Below are 18,404 nucleotides of genomic sequence, written 5' to 3'. Positions count from 1 at the left end.
GGCCACTGTCGTTTGTGTGCGGGGTCGTTTGTGCGGGATAGACGCTCGCGGAATTGTCAGGTGCTGCCCGAATTGCTAGCTAACAGCTGCGCGTCTAGCAAATCCGCGCGCGTCTAGAGCGTGTCTCTTAAATTGGGTCCGTTTTCGTTTTCATCGCCGGGCGGTGGTTGTGGTTGCGGGAGTGCAGAACTGCCGCGCACAGGACAACGCCCCCGAGGAATGTCATGGCGTACTTGTCATATCGAGTGGCCACACCACGCCACTGTTTGAGCCGCCCGAAGCCACGCTCGACGGTGTTGCGGTGCTTGTACATCGTCGGATCGAAACCCGGTGGACGACCACCGGCGGACCCCTTGTCGGCCCGTCGCTGCTTCTGGTCGCTGCGCTCGGGAATGGTGTGTTTGATCTTGCGGCGACGCAGTTCGGTGCGGGTACTGGGATGGGTGTACGCCTTGTCGGCGAGCAATCGGTAGTCCTGGTCCCCACCGGCAGCTCGGTGGGCATCGAGCAACGGCACCAACTGTGGATTGTCCCCGGCTTGCCCACCGGTCAGCAGCATCGTCACCGGCGAGCACGTCAGGTCGGTCAGTGCATGGATCTTCGTGGTGAATCCTCCGCGAGATCGACCCAACGCGTGGTCAGCGGGTTCGTCGACGGATTTCTTGTAATTCGACAAGGCCCCCTGTGAGAGTGTCGGCTCGCGCACCGGCCGCATGCTGATGCGCCCGGACGCTGGTCGAGTCGATCGAGAGCACCGCCCCGATATCGCCGTCGAGTTCTTCCGGGTCGAGACCGAACACCTCGGCCACCGCGGCAAGCATCTCGTCGTAGGTGCCATCGAAGGACCATCGGTGGTGGCGTTTCCACACCGTCTGCCACGGACCGAAGTCCTCCGGCAGATCTCGCCACGGACACCCGGTACGGAATCGGTATGCGATGCCCTCCAGAATTCGCCGGTGCTCGGCGAACCGCCGCCCACGTTTTCCCACGTCGGTGGGTATCACTGGCTCGACGATCTCCCAGAACTCGTCACTGATCACTCCCACGCGCGTCATCGAAATATCATCGCTGACAGCACCTCTCAAATTTGGGAGACACGCTCTAGCGCCGAATCGCCGGTTTGACCGTGCCGGTGGGCCTCGGCGACCGCTCGGCGCGTGCGCACGCTCCGCGAATTCGTTCGGCTACCTGCTCGAAAGACCACAGGTCAGCCCACGTCCACCGGACTACCGGGTATCCACAGTCGCGTATCGCATCTTCACGCTTCTTCTCCTTGAACACGGCATCACCAGGCTCCTCGCCAGGTCGCAGGTACTTGCCGTACTTGACTTTGCCATCGGACTCGCACACGACCGTCGACGCCACGAGGAAGTCGGTGCGCCCGAGCAGCTTCCCGTGTGCGTCGCGTACTTCCACCTGCAATTCGACGTCATCGAAACCGTTTTGCCACAGACGAATTCGACTCAGGGATTCGCCCACGCTCTCACTCCGCGCATCCAGCCGCTCGACTGCGCGCCGAGCCTTTGCTACACCTTGCCGACGTCGCGCACACGCCAACTCCTCGACGAGTTCCTCGCGCGAAACCCCCATCCGCATTGCGCGGTCTCCTAGCACCACAGCACTGTCCAACGATCGAGTCCGAGCAATATCCACGACGGTCCGCGCGAGTGATGTAACTCGAAGACCGTCGATGATCACGACGTCGTCCAAGGGAAAGCAATGCGTCACGACGGATTCGTTGACTCGTCCGCCGCCGCGACGATTGTGCGTAACGTGGACTGGCCCCAGTTCGACACCGAACAATGGCAGACCATGCACCACCGCGGCCGATTCATGGCTCAACACTGCATCATCCGAAAGTGAGGGCATGATCGCGTTCGCCCTCAGTAGGTGTCTCGCCTCGACATCGAGTGCAGCGGATTCGGCCGCATCGACATACACACCGTTGCCCAGACGCTGCCACTCTCCTCGGCGGTACCGTGCGCGAATCTCATGGTCGACCACACCGAGCGACAAGGCCTCACGACGACGGTGCAACTTCGGAAGGTCCATGAGCACAGCCTGGGCGTTTCGACCGTCGAGAAGTGCACTGATCCAGGATCTGTGGATGAATCCAGGGGGTGTGGATACTTTTCAGTACACCCGTACCACCGTGTGCGCGGAATAGACGCTCGCGCAATTGTCAGGTGCTGCCCAAATTGCTAGCTAACAGCTGCGCGTCCAGCAAATCCGCGCGCGCCTGATGTCATGCTTGCAGTTTGCGGAACTTACTAGCGTGGAAAATGATCGGGTCGATTTCGCTCTGCACTTCCAGGGAGTGGATACGCAGCAGGACGATTGCGTGATCGCCGGCCGGGACCTGCTGTTCGATCGTGGTATCGAGCCACGCGGTCGCGCCTTCGATGAATACTGCACCGTTGTCGGTGGTCTGCAGATCTAGACCTGCGAACCGGTCACCCGTCTTCGCCGCGAGGGTGCGGGCGGCGTCGTTGTGCGCCTCCCCCAGAACGCTGACGCCGATACTGTGCAGGCCCTCGAGCTTGGGCCACGTCGTCGACATGTTCTGAATGCACACAGCGACGAGCGGCGGTTCGATGGACACCGCGACGAAACTGCTCGCCGCAAGCCCGATGGGAACACCATCGATTTCGGCTGCGACGGCAACGACGCCGCTGGGGAACTGCGCATAGGCCTGACGGAGAGTGGCCTGGTCGAGATCGGTGTGTGTGAGGGTCATGCCGGAGTTCCCTTTCGTGCGTCTGTGCAGCTGTGATGACGAGACCTCATCGCCGCGCACAGTCCACGATACGAGTGTCGGTGCCCATTGTGGTGTCGAGCAAGTACAAGGGCATTCTTTTCGAATGCTTCGAGGGTCTACTCCCCATCCTCGGCGGGTGGCGCGGGCTCGTCCTCAGCCGGTTCGTCGCGAGGAGGAGGCTCCGGCGACTCGCATCGGACGATCGGAATGGGGTCGTATTTGACCGTGCGGGTGTTGCGCGAGATCTCGTTGCCCGTCGCGATATCGGTGACGACGCGAGTGTCGCTGGCCGTGAATCCTGAGCCACCACCGGATGCAACACACCCAGGACCCGCGGGGAGGGTGATGGTGTTCGGACTCGTCGGATTCGTACGAGGTCCGGTGACCGACTCGACGTCGACTGTCTTGGTTCCCCACAAGCGCACTGTGACACTGGAGTTCGTGGCGAACGACTCGATCACGATTCCGGTCTTCGTCGGGTTGGTGAACTTCAGGTCGATTGCACCCTCGAACACCGTTGCCTCACGGGCCTCGGGGTATCTGCTGATGTAGTAGCTGTGCTCGGTATGGCCCGCGTCCTCCATGCCACCGAAATACGACGCGTTGTACAGCGTCGTCGCGAACTGGCTGATACCTCCACCGACCGCACGGTCCGGCCGACCGTTGTCGATGATGCCCGACTCCACGAACCCCTGGGCAGTCCCTCGTGGTCCGGTGTACTCGTTGAGCGAGAATGTTTCCCCGGGCTTCACGAGTGCGCCGTTGACGATGTCGGCGGTAAGGCCGATGTTGACGCCCGACGCGTACTCGAAACCGCCGGTCGTGTACTCGGCGACGACTTCGTTGATTCCCAGCGCTTGCGCACCTTCCGTCGTCAACTCGGGCTGGACCGGCTCGTAGATGGCCTCACCGGTCCGAGCGTCCGTCGAGGCGAGCAGAGCCGGCAGCTGCTCCAGCGTCTTGGGCCATTGCACCAGTTCGCCCACAACACCTGGAACTACGGTGGGAGCGCCACCACCGAGAGCGAACGTCGCGTCCTTGGGCTGGGTTTCCGTCGATGCCAGCGCAGGCGCGAGAATACCTGTGGCGGCAGCAGTGTCGAGGCGCGTCGCGAGCGCTCCGTCACCGTCGGGTTCGAACGACAGAATCCGAGCGATTCCACCGGGATCCAATACTGCCTCGGCGTTGTCCTGGCCGGTGAACACCACGGGCGCCGATACCGCGGGCTTCGCGACTTCGGCGAGGACCCGGTCCACCTCATCCTGGTGGATCGCTACGTCGACGGTCTCGACCGGCAGCTCGAGGGCACCGAACGCCCAGTTCGTTTCGATCGTCTCGCGCGCGCCCGCAACGTCCAAAGCCTGCCCTGGGGCTGGAGTGACACCGACCGGGGTAGTGCCCTCGAAGACGACGTCGCCCTCCGCAGGTGCCCGGTCTGTCTGTGCGCGAATCGATTCCACGGCAGCGTCGAGCAGTGCAGGGTCCACCGTCGACTGAACACCGATTTCGCTATCGGTGAAGAACGACGCCAGACGAGTGAACGGATTGATCGGTTGCGAACCCGCACGATCGAGAGTTGCGATCCAGTCGATATCGAGACCGGCGTCCCGTGGAACCAGTTCGAGCTGTTGATCGCCTGCATCGAGATCGACAGCCTGGTCGACGCGGGGTCCCAGCTCGGCCTGAAGCCGCGCCTCGGCGTCGTCGTGACTCAGACCGCCGACCGCGACACCTGCGACCGTAACTCCGCGCGGCACAGAACCGTTGGAGGACAGCATGTCTGCGGCGTAGAACACACCGATGATCGCAACGGCCGCACCTACTATCACTGCAATCTTGACCCGCGAAGACTTGTCATCGGAGACACCGGCGGGCGCGGAATCGTCGACCGTGTGCTCTTCGGGCGCGGATGGTTCCGTCGCTGCCGCAGACTCGACGACGGGAAACGCCACGGTGGCACCGTCATCGATGTTTGTCTCCGGCGCCTCGGTAGCCTGCGCCATCGTCACTGGTGCCGTCGGATCCTCGGCGTCCACTGCGGCCACCTCGGTGGTCGGAGTATCAACAGCATCGCCGACGGTGTCCTGTGACTCCGGCGGGAGAGCGGGCTGCTCCTCATCCAGGACCGATGGAGAATCCACCTCAGCGTCAGCGTCGTCAGCTGGTCGGTCCGCAACCACGTCGGCACCGGTCACGGGGGCTTCCACATCCACGGGTACATCGAGATCCGGGCGCTCGGGCTGCACTGTCTCGTCGAGCTGCACTGTTTCGTCGGGCTGCGCGGTCTCGTCGGGGCCCGCAATCTCGTTGGCATCGACCGTCTGGTCCGGGTGCACCGGCTCGTCGAGCTGCTCCGGCTCTTCTGGCTGCACTGCCGCTGGCTCCGCGGTCTCGTCGTCGAACGCGGGCACGCCACCGGCGGTCTGCCCCGGCGGCGGTTCGTTCGGATCGATCGCGCGCATGACCTCGGTGATCGCCTCGTACGGAGGAACGTCCTCTACGACGGCATCGTCGTCATCGGACATCGCCGCGCTATGCGGCGGATCCGGCACCATTTCGTGCTTACCTTTGCCGTCTCCACCGACGCTCACGTTCTTGGCCCTCCCGACCCCCCGGACATCTGTTGCGACTTCCCAGCCCGAGCTTACGCATCGGCACACCGGACGTCCGTGCTCAGCACCCGAGAAGAGAAGAAACGAAAGAGGCCCCACACCGCTGCCGGGTCGGGGGTCGGGCAGCAGTGTGGAGCCACTACGAGTATCGCGCAGGCTTGTGATGCGTTACAACCGAACTTCGAATGTCCCCTAATTCATTCATTTGAACGAACCGCGGGGTGTCGAACTGTCCCCCTGGCCGACCGCGCGTACCCAATGTCCGGTCTTGACCAGAGCCAACGTGAGCAGGAGTCGATCTCTCGGATCTGCCAGGTCAAGGCCGGTAAGCTCCTCGATCCGGCGAATTCTGTAGATCACCGTGTTCCGATGGCAGTAGAGGACCTTGGCAGCGTTCGTCGGCGATCCGTCGCTTGCCAGAACGTGTGCGAGGGTGCCGAGCAACGTTTCGCGCTGCGGCTCCGGGTGTGTCCACAGATTTCCGAGAGCATGGTGGACGAGTAACTCGGACGACTGCTCGTCGGCCGCCATGATCACTCGCGGCAACCGGTCCGTTGCCAATGCCACACCGCTCACCTCGGTGATGGTCTCGGCCGTCAACGCCGCCAGACGGTACGCAGCGGCGAACGACGACACACCGTCCGGCGAATGCGCGACTCCGACGGGCCCCACCGCACGGGCAGCCAGGGCATCCAGAGCCGAACCTATCGAATTCCACGATCCGCGTGGCAACGCGACAAGCGCAAACTGGTGACCGTCGCGAATGTTCCAGTGCGAAACCGCGCCGATCTGGTCCAGCGCGTCCTCGGGTGCGGACAGTGGCGGTGTCCCATGCTCGTCGAGCGGGCCTACGACACAGGCAATTTCCTGTGATGCGGAAAGCCCGAGGGTGGCACGCGCTTCGATGACGAACGCGGGGTCTCCTCCTCGCCCCGACCGCAGGCCGTCGAGAATCACCAGAACGTTGGCCAGATCGCGCTGTTGCATCCGCACGCTCTCCCGTCGATACGCGTCGACGAGAGTTTCGTACTGACTGTCCAGCGCGCGCCACAGTTGCTGTCCGGCAACGAGCAGCAGATACTCGTCGATGTCGGATCGGTGCTGCTCGCGTTCGAGCACCAGCTCTTCCCACAACGTTCGGCTACCGAGCGTGTATGCCTTGAGCACCAACTCCATCGGTATGCCCTGACGTGCGCGCTCCCGACCGGTTCGACGCCACACTTCGCGGGTGTTGCCATCAGCGGCGGACGCCCCGGAAAGCGTTCTCAGACCTTGCCGGATGTGCTCGCGAGTGCTGCGTCGAATCTCGCCTGCAATGTCCGGGGTCGCACTGACCATGTAAGCCGGTTCCTGTTCGATCAACGCCAGCGTGATCGAGTCGGCGATCGTATCCGCGCGGGAAGACAACCCCGACCACGCCCGCTGAATCCGCACCTGATCGTCGGCTGTCACCGCCCCGCGGGCAGCCGAGCGCGATGACGCGTCGCGAACATCAGGAGCAACCACAGGAACAGTTTTGCGCACTCAGCCCACATGGATGGGCGAATTGACCGGTACTGGTACCGCGGGACCCAAATATTCTGTGCGCTGCGCCCATATCGCCGGTTGTGCGCGGCACCCATAGTGAAGGCACGCAGATTGTGAGGTGCATCACTTGAACTCTCTCAGCGAGGTCACGCCGGTCTTCACGATGACCGACGTCGACGTCTCCTTCGGTGGCATCGTTGCGCTGTCGAACGTCAGCCTCGACGTCCGCCCCGGTGAGGTACTGGGCGTGATCGGCCCCAACGGAGCAGGAAAGACAACACTCTTCAACGTTGCCTGCGGGCTCGTCCACCCTCGGTCGGGAACACTCGGCCGTCACGGCACACCGTTGACGAAGCTTCGGCCGCACGACCTCCCTCGACTCGGGATGAGCAGGACCTTGCAAGGTCTCGGCCTGTTCGATCGCATGACCGTCCTCGACAACGTCATGATCGGTGCAGACCGTACCGCCCGCACCGGGATACTCGCCGGGCTCCTCGGTCTGCCGTCCAGTGCAGCCGACGACGACGCCGTCCGCTCGACCGCACTGGCCACTCTGAAACAACTGCGTATCGATGCCTATGCTCATCGGCTGCCACCCAGCCTGCCGTATGCGGTGCGCAAGCGGGTAGCTCTCGCCCGCGCGTTGGTGAGCGAACCGTCTCTACTTCTTCTCGACGAACCCGCCTCGGGACTGTCGAGTGACGAGATGGACGAACTTGCCCGCGAGATCCGTGCTCTCGCGGAGAAGACATCCGTGATGCTCGTCGAACACCATATGGACCTAGTCATGAGCGTCTGCGACCGCATCTTCGTCCTCGACTTCGGCAAGGTCATCGCTCACGGGACACCGGCGGAGATACGCGAGGACCCTGCTGTACTGGCGGCCTACCTCGGAAACGAAGTGACACATGACAAGTGATGCGACCGAACTGGTCATCACCGATCTCACCGTTCGATACGGACCGGTGACCGCGCTCGACTCGGTATCCATGACCGTCGCTCCTGGCGCGGTCACCGCCGTGCTCGGCGCGAACGGCGCAGGGAAGACGACTCTGCTCCGCACCATCTCGGGTCTTCTCGAGCCCGAGTCCGGGCGTATCGAACTCGCCGGTGTCGATGTAGTCGGCGTGTCACCGGATCGCATGTCCCGCAAGGGTTTGGCCCACGTTCCCGAAGGACGGGGTGTCATAGCCGAGTTGACCGTCGAAGAAAATCTCAGACTGGGCGCGTTGGGACGCAACAGAAGCCACGACGCTGTCACGCTCGACCGCATATACGAGATGTTCCCACCCCTGGACAGTCGTCGTTCTTCGTCGGCGCACACACTGTCCGGCGGCGAACGGCAAATGCTCGTGATCGGTCGAGCCCTGATGGCCACGCCGTCGGTGCTTCTACTGGACGAACCATCCCTCGGACTGGCCCCGAAAGTCGTCGCGCAGATCTTCGACATTCTGCGCACACTCGTCGATGCCGAATCGATGACAGTCGTTCTCGTCGAACAGAATGCGCGAAGCGCACTGTCCATAGCCGAACACGCAGTCGTCCTCGATCTGGGCAAGGTCGCTGTGGAGGGTCCCGCCGACACGCTGGCAGAGGACGACACTCTCCGACACGCCTACCTCGGGTTCTGACCGACGAGCCGAAAGGACGCCAGCCACAGTGCAGCAACTGCTCACCATCCTCATCAACGGCGTGACGACCGGAATGGTCTACGCCGCATTCGCGCTCGCCTTGGTCCTCATCTGGCGATCCACGCGCATCGTCAACTTCGCGCAAGCCCCGATGGCCATGATCACCACCTACGTAGCATTGGTCGTCATCGACGCCGGCTACTCCTACTGGATCGGATTCGGTGTCGCACTCCTCTGCGGTCTCGTACTCGGTGCTGCTATCGAACGACTGGTCATCCGGTTCGTCGACAGCTCGTCGCACATCAACCCGGTCATTCTGACGCTCGGGTTGTTCATCATCATCCACGCGGTGGCGGCCATCGTGTTCGGCAATCAATTCCGTTCCTTTCCAGCACCGTTCGGGCTCACCGGCCAACGAATCGGTGATCTGAACGTCGCGCTCACCGGTTACGACATCTTCAAGATCATCGCGGTCCTGGTCGTTCTCGCTCTACTGGTGCTGCTGTTCCGATTCACCGATCTCGGCCTGAAGATGCGGGCGAGTGCATACGAGCAGGAGGTGGCCAAACTCCTCGGCGTGCGTGTCGGTCGAATGCTCACGCTCGGTTGGGCGCTCGCCGCCGTGGTCGGCTCACTTGCGGGCCTGCTGATTGCCGGCGGGTCACTCGTGCATCCCGGGTACATGGACTCGATCGTCGTATTCGGTTTCGTCGCTGCAGTTCTCGGTGGGCTGGACAGTCCCGCAGGCGCCGTCGTCGGTGGACTGCTGATGGGAATCGGACTCAGCTTCGTCAGCGGATACCTCGGCCAGGATCTGGTCTCGAGCGCAGCATTGATCATCCTCATAGTCGTGCTACTCGTCCGTCCGAGCGGATTGTTCGCAAGCGCAGCGGCGAGGAGGGTCTGACATGAGCACTCGAATAACGTCCACCCCCGTGTGGGTTCGAATTACTGCCACGCCCGTCCGTCGCCATTTCCTCTGTGCGGTGATCGGTCTCGCCGTCATCGTGCTGGCACTGGAAAGCCTGAGCACCTTCCGTCAGAGTCAGCTCACCTCCGTCGCCTACCTCGCCATCGCGGCCGGCGGGCTGACGGTGCTCACCGGTCTCAGCGGACAGCTGTCTCTAGGCCATGGAGCGTTCATGGCCGTCGGGGCGTACACCGCCGCCCTGATGCTGCGGGCCCAGGATTCCGGATGGTCGGTGCCGTTGGTTCTCCTGGCGGCAACCGCTGTGGCAGCTGTCGTCGGACTGGTTGTCGGGGTGGCGGCAGCACGCCTGCACGGACCGTATCTCGCAGGCGCAACCCTCGCGCTCGCCGTCGCGGTGCCAGGACTCGCACTGTATTTCTCGGACTACCTCGGCGGAGAGCAAGGGCTTGTCGTTCCTGCTCCCAAGGTCCCGGACGTCGTCGACAACGTCATGTATTTCGTGACCGGAAACGACATGGACAGTACGAAATTCGTATCGTACGTCAGCTGGATTCTGCTGGTGCTCGTGTTCTTCCTGCTGGCGAATGTCTCGTCGAGCAGGGTGGGTAGACGGTGGCGAGCGGTTCGCGACGACGAGGTTGCCGCAGAGCTCGCCGGCATCGACCTCGGACGGGCACGGATCCTCGCGTTCGTCGTGAGCTCGGCGTGCGCGGGCGCGGGCGGTGCGGTCCTGGCGATGTCGGCGAGAATCGCGGCACCGAGCGGATTCACACTGACGTTGTCGTTGACCTTGCTCTCCGCAGTGGTGATCGGCGGACTCGGAACCCTGTCCGGCGCCCTCATCGGAGCAGCCCTGTTGACCTACATACCTCCGGTCGTCACGAATCTCGGGCTCGACGCCGGATTGAGCAGCCTGCAATCGGCCGAACTAGCACCACTCGTCACCGGAGTCTTCACGGTTCTCGTAATCCTTTTTGCACCACTGGGATTGGTAGGAACATTCCGAAAATGGCGCATCACCAGAAAAGGGGAAAAATGACAAGGTTCATTCTCGACGACCAACGACTTCGACGACGTAGGTCCAGGGCGGTCAAAGTCACCGCGCTCGCAGCCGCGGTATCACTGATCGCGGCATGCGGCGCAGGTGGCCGAGACGAGAGCGCCGAGGCGTCCGAAGGCTCGACGGTCGGCATCACGGACACGTCGGTGAAGATCGGCGCCCACTTCCCATTGACCGGAGTGGCTGCCCCCGGGTACAGCGAAATCCCCACGGGCGCACAGGCGTACTTCGACTACGTCAACGCAGCGGGCGGGGTGAACGGTCGCCAGATCGAGTACGTCGTCCGCGACGACTCCTACGATCCGACGACCACCACCCAGGTCGTCAACGAACTCGTTCTTCAGGACGAGGTCTTCGCCGTGGTCGGCGGGCTCGGCACGGCTACTCACAGTGCTGTGATCGACTTCCTCAACGAGGAGGGCGTTCCGGATCTGTTCGTCTCGTCCGGCGCGATCATGTGGGGCAACGATCCGGAGAAGTACCCGAACACCTTCGGATGGCAGCCCGACTATCAGGTCGAGGGCAAGATCATCGGCGACTGGGTTACGAAGAACCGCCCGGATGCCAAGGTGGGCCTGTTCTTGCAGGACGACGATCTCGGCCGAGACAGCGAAGTGGCAGTCCGTCAGTACCTCGACGACCAGATCGTCGAAGTGGTGCGCTATACCTCGGGCAACACCGACGTCGCGCCGCAGATCGCTGCCCTGCAGGGTGCGGGAGCTGATCTGGTCCTCGGTTTCAACGTTCCGTCGTACACCGCGCTGAGCCAGTTGACCTCGATGAGGCTCAACTACGACCCCGAATGGTTCTACAGTTCCATCGGTTCCGACGTCGACCTCGTCGGTTCACTGCTCGGACGTTTCTCGCAGGGCGCGGTCACGAACGGTGCAGAGTCGCTCGACGGCATGATCTCGCTCGAGTACATCCCCGGCGTCGACTCACCGGAGAATCCGTGGACCCAACTCTGGCAGAAAGTATGGGCGGAGAACGGAACTGGAGATCCGCTGACCAACTACCGCGTCTACGGTCTCAGCCAGGCGTACGCGTTCGTCCAAGCTCTCGAAGCCGCGGGTGAGAACCCCACTCGTGAAGGCATAGTCGCGGCGATCGCGGACGGCGGAATGGACTTCGAGGGCCCACAGTTGGCACCGTTCCGGTACTCCGACACCAGCCATCTCGGCATCTCGGGGGCCAGTGTCTTCCAGATCCAGGGCGGAGTCCCCGAATACCTGACGCCGGTCCTGCAGACGGATATCGGCGACTCTCCCGTTGTCGAATACACAGGCGAGGAGTCGACGCCGCCGGAAAGCGGGATTCCCGGGTAGACCCGTAACGATGAGTGACGTCGAGCGGTGATTGCGCGCGCTCGGGCAGACCAGCCCGGGCGCGCGTAGTTACGTTCAGCGAACGCTGGTGCGCCGCACGGTCGGCAGATCCGTCAACCCCTCGCTGGCGGATCCGCCGACCATTTGCCCCCGATGTCGAGCGCCTGTTTCAGCGCTCGATGATTGCGGTAACGCCCTGACCACCTGCTGCACAGATGGAGATCAGGCCGCGGCCCGAGCCCTTCTCTGCCAGCATCTTGGCCAACGACGCAACGATGCGGCCGCCGGTCGCAGCGAACGGGTGTCCCGCCGCAAGCGAAGATCCGTTGACGTTGAGCTTGCTGCGGTCGATCGAGCCCAGAGCAGAATCGAGGCCGAGACGCTCCTTGCAGTACTCGTCGCTCTCGAATGCCTGCAGCGTCGCGAGTACGACGGATGCGAACGCCTCGTGGATCTCGTAGTAGTCGAAGTCCTGCAGCGTAAGCCCATTTCGAGCCAGAAGACGCGGAATGGCGTACGTCGGCGCCATCAGTAGACCGTCCTCATACCCAGCGTTGCCATGGATGTAGTCGATTGCCGCCGTTTCGGAGTCCACGAGGTGCGCGAGCACCGGCAGGTTGCGCTCGGATGCCCACTCGTCCGAGGAGAGCAGCGCCGCGGAGGCGCCGTCGGTGAGCGGCGTCGAGTTGCCTGCAGTCATGGTGGCGTCGCCGAGCTTCGTGCCGAACACGGGCTTGAGCGTCGAGAGCTTTTCGACGGTCGATCCCGGACGCAGGTTGTCGTCGCGAGTGAGACCGAGGAACGGCGTCACCAGGTCGTCGAAGAACCCCCGGTCGTACGCGGCCGCCATGTTCCTGTGGCTTGCGGCGGCCAGTTCGTCTTGGTCTTCGCGGCGAATTCCGAATTCCTTCGCAGTCTTGGCTGCGTGATCACCCATCGACAGACCGGTGCGAGGCTCCCCATTGCGCGGAATCTCGATGCCGAGCATCGACGGACGCACGTTGCCGAGCAGCTTCAGTCGATCCGTCGTCGACTTCGCGCGATTGAGTGAGAGAAGGAATTCACGCAAGTCGTCGTTGACACCGATCGGTGCGTCCGACGTGGTGTCGACGCCGCCGCCGATTCCCGCTTCGATGCGACCCGACGCGATGGCGTCGCCGACGGAAACGACAGCCTGCAGTCCAGTGCCGCACGCCTGCTGCAGATCGTATGCCGGGGTGTATGGGCTGAGCGCGCTACCGAGAACGGTCTCGCGCGTGAGGTTGAAGTCACGACTGTGCTTGAGCACGGCACCCGCAACGACGAGGCCGAGACGCTCGCCCTGCAGACCGAACCGGCTTACCAGCCCGTCGATGGTGGCGGTGAGCATATCCTGGTTCGAGGCCAGGGCGTACTTCTTGTCCGAGCGCGCGAACGGGATGCGGTTGCCACCGACGATTGCGACCGGTCGTAGCTGCTTGCTTGTCACTTTTCGTCTCCAAACATCGTGGAAAAAGACCCTGGTGGAGATTCATCTTACTGGCGAGTAAGTTGGTTGTCGACACCCGGTCGTGCGCTTCGCACCCGTGAGTGCGTAGTTGGTCGGACAATGACTATGCGCGCATGGGGGGCCGCAGGCGCCAAATTCGAAAGGCAGGACAGTGGCAGCCACCAAGGGAGCCCCAGACCTCTACTCAACGTTCCTCGCGTCCGCGCCCGGAGCCTTCATCGCAAAGCAAGCAGGTCTGCCGCAGCCCGAAAAGCTGCGACGGTACAAAGCAGGCGAACCGCCGCTTGCCGGCCCAGTGTTGATCGGCGGAAACGGCCGACTCGTCGAGCCGTTGCGCGCGCTCCTCGCCGACTACCCCCAGGCCCAGGCACACGATGACAAGTACGGCGCGCTGGTGTTCGACGCCACCGGCATCGGCAACGTCAGCGAACTCGAGCAGCTGTTCCAGTTCTTCCAGCCGGTCATTCGCAACCTCGCGCCATCGGCACGCGTCGTCGTGATCGGCACGACGCCGGAAGAAACCGCAAGCGTCGACGAGCACATCGCTCAGCGGGCGCTCGAAGGCTTCACCCGGAGCGTCGGCAAAGAGGTCAAGCGCGGCGCGACGGCTCAGCTGGTCTACGTCTCCCCGAAGGCGTCGGCCGGGCTCTCCGGCCTCGAATCCACGCTTCGCTTCCTGCTGTCGGCCAAGTCCGCATTCGTCGACGGCCAGGTCATCGTTGTCGGAGATGCCGACTCCGAGGCTCCGACCTCCTGGGACAAGCCCCTCGCCGGCAAGGTAGCCGTCGTCACCGGTGCAGCTCGCGGAATCGGCGCGACCATCGCCGAGGTCCTCGCGCGCGACGGCGCAACCGTCATCGCCGCCGACATCCCCGCCGCGGGCGAGGCCCTGTCGGAGACCGCCAACAAGGTCGGCGGAACTTCCCTCGCGCTCGACGTCACTGCACCCGACGCCGGCGAAGTTCTGTCCAAGCACCTCCTCGAACGTCACGGCGGCGCGGACATCATCGTCCACAATGCAGGCATCACGCGCGACAAGACGCTCGCCAACATGGACGAGAGCCGGTGGAACTCGGTCATCGGCGTCAACCTTCTCGCCCCGCAGCGCATCACCGATCACTTGGTCGAGACGGGTGCACTGAAGGAAGGCGGACGCGTCGTCGACGTCTCCTCCATCGCAGGCATCGCCGGCAACCGCGGCCAGACCAACTACGGCACGTCCAAGGCCGGAGTCATCGGTCTCGTACACGCTTCGGCGCCGGTACTGGCGAAGAAGAACATCACGATCAACGCCGTCGCACCGGGCTTCATCGAAACCGCGATGACTGCGGCCATTCCGTTCGCGACCCGCGAGGCAGGACGTCGCATGAGCTCGCTGCTGCAGGGCGGCGAAACCGTCGACGTCGCCGAGTTGGTCTCCTACTTCGCGAGCCCAGCGTCCAACGCCGTCACCGGACAGGTCGTCCGCGTCTGCGGCCAGAGCCTGCTCGGCGCATGAGCGTCGTCCAGCTCACGGAGCAGCCGAAGACGTCGGAGATCTACACCGCCGCCGCACTCGGAGCGTTGCCGTTCCTCCGGCCGAAGTCGTCGTCGGTGCCGAGCACCGTGTTCGAGCTTCGCGGACTACGCGTGGACGCCGACAACCTCGCCGGGTACTGCCGCGCAACGGGTTTGCGTTTCGGGGACACGCTCCCGGTGACGTACCCGTTCACTCTGGTGTTCCCGACGGTCATGAAACTGATGGTGTCCAAAGGCTTTCCGTTCGCTGCAATCGGTTCCGTGCACGCCGAGAACGTCATCGAACAGTTCAGGAGCATCTCCGCTTCCGAGCCGCTCGACATCCGAGTACACGCGGAGAACCTGCGTGAACACCGCAAGGGCCTGTTGGTCGACGTCATCAGCGAGGTCAGCGTCGGACGCGAACTCGTATGGAAGCAGACCTCGAGCTTCTTGAGCTTGCAGAAAACCTCGCTCTCCGGCGGACCTCGTGAAACACCTCCCGCCGACGAGGTTCCGCCGCCCCCGACGCGCACCCTGCGAGTCGACCAGAAGACCATCAGCAGGTACGCGTCGGTCTCCGGCGATCGCAACCCGATCCACGTTTCGTCGTTGGGCGCCAAAGCTTTCGGGTTCCCGCGAACGATCGCGCACGGAATGTGGAGTGCAGCTGCCGCACTCCAGGTGATCGAGGGCCGTATTCCGGAGAAGGTCACGTACAACGTCAGGTTCGGCAAGCCGATAATCCTGCCCGCGACCGTCAACCTGTACGCCGAGTCAGTCGGTGCAGGCTGGGATATTTCGCTCAAGAATCCGAAGAAGGGGTACCCGCACCTCACCGGGACTCTTCGGTAGGTGGTTTCAGTGCTCCTGGGGTGACCGAATGTCTGTTTCGGTCACCCCAGGAGTGTTTCGCGGCCCTTTCGAGTGACCGAATGTCTGTTTCGGTCACCTCTGGTGAGCGAATGGCTAGTTCAGTCACTCTGAGTGTGCGAATGTCTCATTCAGTCACCGGTGCACTAGCGAATGTCTCATTCGGTCACCGGTGCACTAGCGAATGTCTCATTCGGTCACCGCGGGCGGAGCGAATGTCTCATTCGGTCACCTACAGCCGGAAATCCACGCACATCTGCAACGCGCGGAACACCGGGTCAGACAATCGGCGCGGATTTCTTTCCTGCAAGACCGCGCCACGCGAGGCTTTCCAATAGGTCCGCTGCTGCATCGACTTCGATTTCGCCGCCCGCAACACGGTCCGCGACGGCCTCTCCGGCGCCGACGAGGGCAACGGCCATCAGTGCATAGTTCTGATCGGGTTCCGGATCTTTGGTGCTCATTTCGAGCAACCGGGCGGTCAGCTCGATGAGCCTGTCCCGGCTGCTCTGGACCTGCGACGCAAATGCCGTCTGACCGATCGCCTGGCGGTACAACACCATCCACGACTTCCGGTTTTCGCCGACGAAACCAAGGAAGCCCAGCAGCGCGCGTCTCAGCTGCTCACGCGGGGTCAAGGTGGGGTCGGCGGCAGGCGTGAGAGCTTCGACGAATTTGGCGCCTTCACGATGGATACACGCCGCGAACAATTCTTCCTTGGAACCGTAATAGAGATACAGCATGGGCTTGGAGATCGCCGCCTTCTTGGCGATCGCATCCATCGACGTCTCATGGAACCCGTTGTCGGAGAAGACATCGACCGCGGCGTCGAGCATCTGCTGCTCTCGGACGGCACGGGGCAATCGTTTGGTGCCGCCGGCCATGTGTCCTCCAAAACAACGTAGGACCAATGATCTTACTCCACGGTAAGGAGGCCTGCGTCACTACCGGTTGCCGCGTCGAGAAATCTAGCAGGCTCCCTTGAAGCCTGCGACGGTGGCTGCCGACCGATCGACCTGCGCCGCATCGAGCCGTCCCGTCGCGACAGCGTCTTCCAGATTGTCCAAGACCTGCGGGACGTCGTCGGTCGTCAGCCACAGGGCGACGTCGGCACCTGCAACCAGGGCCGCCTCGACGGCAGCGACGATCCCAAGTCGATTGGTGATGGCCGCCATACCGCTGAGATCGTCGGTGAATATCGGACCCGTGAACGGCGCCGCTCCGTAGCCGACCCCGTCGCGCAACAACGACATGACAGCGGGGCTGATGCTTGCCGGCTCGCCCGGTGCCGTGAGTCCAGGCACGTCCAGGTGCCCGACCATGACGCCGACTCCCGTCGTCGACAATTGTGCGAACGGAACGAGGTCCGTCTGAATCAGCTGTTCGACGGGAGGCGTCGTGACAGCACCGGTGTGCGAATCACCTGAACCCGACCCGTGGCCCGGGAAATGCTTGATGACGGGTTGGACCCCGGCATCACGCAGGCCCTGCGCGTAGGCACCCGCGTACTGGACGACGACAGCTGGATCGTCCGAATACGAACGATCGCCGATCACCGAGTCGTCGGGCTGACTGCTGACGTCTACGACCGGCGCATAGTCGACGGTCACGCCGAGCCCCCGCAATCCACGGCCTCGCTCGAGCGCCATCTGATAGGTCTCGTCCACCGTCATCGTCTGCGCCGTCTCGCGCGCAGACGGGTCCGTTCCGAGCAAATCCTCGACGCGCGACACCCTGCCGCCCTCCTCGTCGATCGTGACCATGGGCGGTACCGCGGCGGCGTCGTTGATCTGCGGTACCTCGCCGTTGGCCAACGTCGTCGAATCGGTCCAACTGCCGATGAAGATTCCGCCGACCTGTTCGCGCGCCATGATGTCGATCGCATCTGCGGTCCCGGTGACTCCGACGGTGAGGAGTTGCGCGAGGCGCTGGCGTTCGGTCAGCGAGTCGACGAACGTCACACATGCATCGACCGGGGCAACAGGCGCGGCCTCGGGAGTCGACGCGGCAACAGTCGTCGTGACATCGGAGGACGTGGCTACAGCGGCGGTTTCCGTGCTGCCGCCTCCGCACGACGCGGTGAACCCGACGCCGATCACCAGGGCTGCGATTCCTACGGGCGATCGGAAGTTGCTCATGGAATCCGACGGTAGCCGAGTACCCGGTAGCCACGCGATTCGCCGTCCTCCCGCGATAGCATTGGACAAAAGCGACATCAGGAGGGACACACGATGCCTGCAGACTTGATTCTCATCGCCTATGACGGCTCCGACAATGCCAAACGCGCCATCGAGTACGCAGGCCGATTCCTCACCACGACGCGGGCCGTCGTCGTGACCGCCTGGGAGCCCATGGTTCGCCAAGCAGCCCGAATGTCCGGACTGTCGGGCGTCATGGCGCCGGAGTGGATTCCCGACGACGAAGCGGAGGATGTTGCGTTCACTGACGCCAAGGTGACCAACGACGAAGGCGTCAGGCTCGCCGAAGAGGCGGGTTTGCGGGTCGAAGGGCACTGCGCCGAATGCACGACGGCAATTTGGAGTGCCATCGTCGAAAAGGCAGATGATCTCGACGTCGACATCATCGTCACCGGCACCCGAGGGACCACAGGACTACGTTCGCTGCTTCAGAGTTCGGTCGCCGACCATGTGCTTCGGCACAGCCATCGGCCCGTGCTGATTGTTCCGCCAGGCAAATAGCA

15 protein-coding genes and 1 pseudogene are annotated in these 18,404 nt (G+C 63.2%); 8 read left to right on the top strand and 8 right to left on the bottom strand.

The genetic code is table 11. The annotated features are described in order from the left end of the window. Positions 1–127: 127 nt before the first annotated feature. The 5 genes and pseudogenes from WDS16_RS24500 to WDS16_RS24480 form a co-directional block, all read right to left on the bottom strand. Positions 128–1,055 (bottom strand): annotated as a pseudogene (locus tag WDS16_RS24500) (IS5 family transposase). A 46-nt stretch (positions 1,056–1,101) separates the two neighbouring features. Continuing rightward, complete coding sequence (locus tag WDS16_RS24495) at positions 1,102–2,052, bottom strand: hypothetical protein (protein ID WP_338888447.1); 951 nt, start codon at positions 2,050–2,052, stop codon at positions 1,102–1,104. Between the two features lie 193 nt (positions 2,053–2,245). Further along, on the bottom strand, positions 2,246–2,737 hold the full coding sequence (locus WDS16_RS24490) for a flavin reductase family protein (RefSeq protein ID WP_338888445.1): 492 nt from the start codon (positions 2,735–2,737) through the stop codon (positions 2,246–2,248). A gap of 137 nt (positions 2,738–2,874) precedes the next feature. Beyond that, positions 2,875–5,349 (bottom strand): VanW family protein, encoded by a 2,475-nt coding sequence (locus WDS16_RS24485; RefSeq protein ID WP_422395712.1) that lies wholly within the window; start codon positions 5,347–5,349, stop codon positions 2,875–2,877. Between the two features lie 222 nt (positions 5,350–5,571). Beyond that, on the bottom strand, positions 5,572–6,876 hold the full coding sequence (locus WDS16_RS24480; protein ID WP_338888443.1) for a helix-turn-helix domain-containing protein: 1,305 nt from the start codon (positions 6,874–6,876) through the stop codon (positions 5,572–5,574). Positions 6,877–7,060: 184 nt separating this feature from the next. Here WDS16_RS24480 and WDS16_RS24475 point away from each other — a divergent pair, with 184 nt between their 5' ends. The 5 genes from WDS16_RS24475 to WDS16_RS24455 are packed head-to-tail and all read left to right on the top strand — an operon-like array spanning position 7,061 to position 11,844. Next, positions 7,061–7,816 (top strand): ABC transporter ATP-binding protein, encoded by a 756-nt coding sequence (locus WDS16_RS24475; RefSeq protein WP_422395861.1) that lies wholly within the window; start codon positions 7,061–7,063, stop codon positions 7,814–7,816. Beyond that, a complete protein-coding gene (locus tag WDS16_RS24470) occupies positions 7,806–8,528 on the top strand; it encodes an ABC transporter ATP-binding protein (RefSeq protein ID WP_338888439.1) in 723 nt (240 codons plus the stop codon). The genes WDS16_RS24475 and WDS16_RS24470 overlap by 11 nt, the downstream gene beginning before the upstream one ends. Positions 8,529–8,556: 28 nt before the next feature. Continuing rightward, positions 8,557–9,435 carry a branched-chain amino acid ABC transporter permease gene (locus WDS16_RS24465; protein ID WP_338888437.1) on the top strand — a complete coding sequence of 293 codons (879 nt, stop codon included), beginning with the start codon at positions 8,557–8,559 and terminating at the stop codon, positions 9,433–9,435. Between the two features lies 1 nt (position 9,436). Continuing rightward, a complete protein-coding gene (locus tag WDS16_RS24460) occupies positions 9,437–10,498 on the top strand; it encodes a branched-chain amino acid ABC transporter permease (RefSeq protein WP_338888435.1) in 1,062 nt (353 codons plus the stop codon). Next, entirely contained in the window at positions 10,495–11,844 is a 1,350-nt protein-coding gene (locus tag WDS16_RS24455; protein WP_338888432.1) for an ABC transporter substrate-binding protein, read from the top strand. The genes WDS16_RS24460 and WDS16_RS24455 overlap by 4 nt, the downstream gene beginning before the upstream one ends. Before the next feature lie 169 nt (positions 11,845–12,013). On the opposite strand, the gene WDS16_RS24450 is transcribed toward WDS16_RS24455, so the two are convergent. Beyond that, entirely contained in the window at positions 12,014–13,312 is a 1,299-nt protein-coding gene (locus WDS16_RS24450) for an acetyl-CoA C-acetyltransferase (RefSeq protein WP_338888430.1), read from the bottom strand. 172 nt (positions 13,313–13,484) lie between these two features. On the opposite strand from WDS16_RS24450, the gene WDS16_RS24445 reads away from it, so the two are divergent. After that, positions 13,485–14,831: a 3-oxoacyl-ACP reductase gene (locus WDS16_RS24445; protein ID WP_338888428.1), complete on the top strand. Its 1,347-nt coding sequence runs from the start codon at positions 13,485–13,487 to the stop codon at positions 14,829–14,831. After that, positions 14,828–15,685: a MaoC/PaaZ C-terminal domain-containing protein gene (locus WDS16_RS24440; RefSeq protein ID WP_338888426.1), complete on the top strand. Its 858-nt coding sequence runs from the start codon at positions 14,828–14,830 to the stop codon at positions 15,683–15,685. Before WDS16_RS24445 ends, WDS16_RS24440 begins: the two co-directional genes overlap by 4 nt. 296 nt (positions 15,686–15,981) lie before the next feature. Here the strand turns inward: WDS16_RS24440 and WDS16_RS24435 are convergent, their stop codons facing one another. Continuing rightward, complete coding sequence (locus tag WDS16_RS24435) at positions 15,982–16,587, bottom strand: TetR/AcrR family transcriptional regulator (protein WP_338888424.1); 606 nt, start codon at positions 16,585–16,587, stop codon at positions 15,982–15,984. 84 nt (positions 16,588–16,671) lie between these two features. Next, positions 16,672–17,841 carry a glycoside hydrolase family 3 N-terminal domain-containing protein gene (locus tag WDS16_RS24430; RefSeq protein ID WP_338888422.1) on the bottom strand — a complete coding sequence of 390 codons (1,170 nt, stop codon included), beginning with the start codon at positions 17,839–17,841 and terminating at the stop codon, positions 16,672–16,674. Positions 17,842–17,934: 93 nt separating this feature from the next. On the opposite strand from WDS16_RS24430, the gene WDS16_RS24425 reads away from it, so the two are divergent. After that, complete coding sequence (locus WDS16_RS24425; protein WP_338888420.1) at positions 17,935–18,402, top strand: universal stress protein; 468 nt, start codon at positions 17,935–17,937, stop codon at positions 18,400–18,402. Positions 18,403–18,404: the final 2 nt, after the last annotated feature.

It is taken from the genome of Rhodococcus sovatensis, assembly GCF_037327425.1.
In the GTDB taxonomy this organism is placed as follows: domain Bacteria; phylum Actinomycetota; class Actinomycetes; order Mycobacteriales; family Mycobacteriaceae; genus Rhodococcoides; species Rhodococcoides sovatense.
This window is presented reverse-complemented; position numbering and strand designations above follow the sequence as displayed.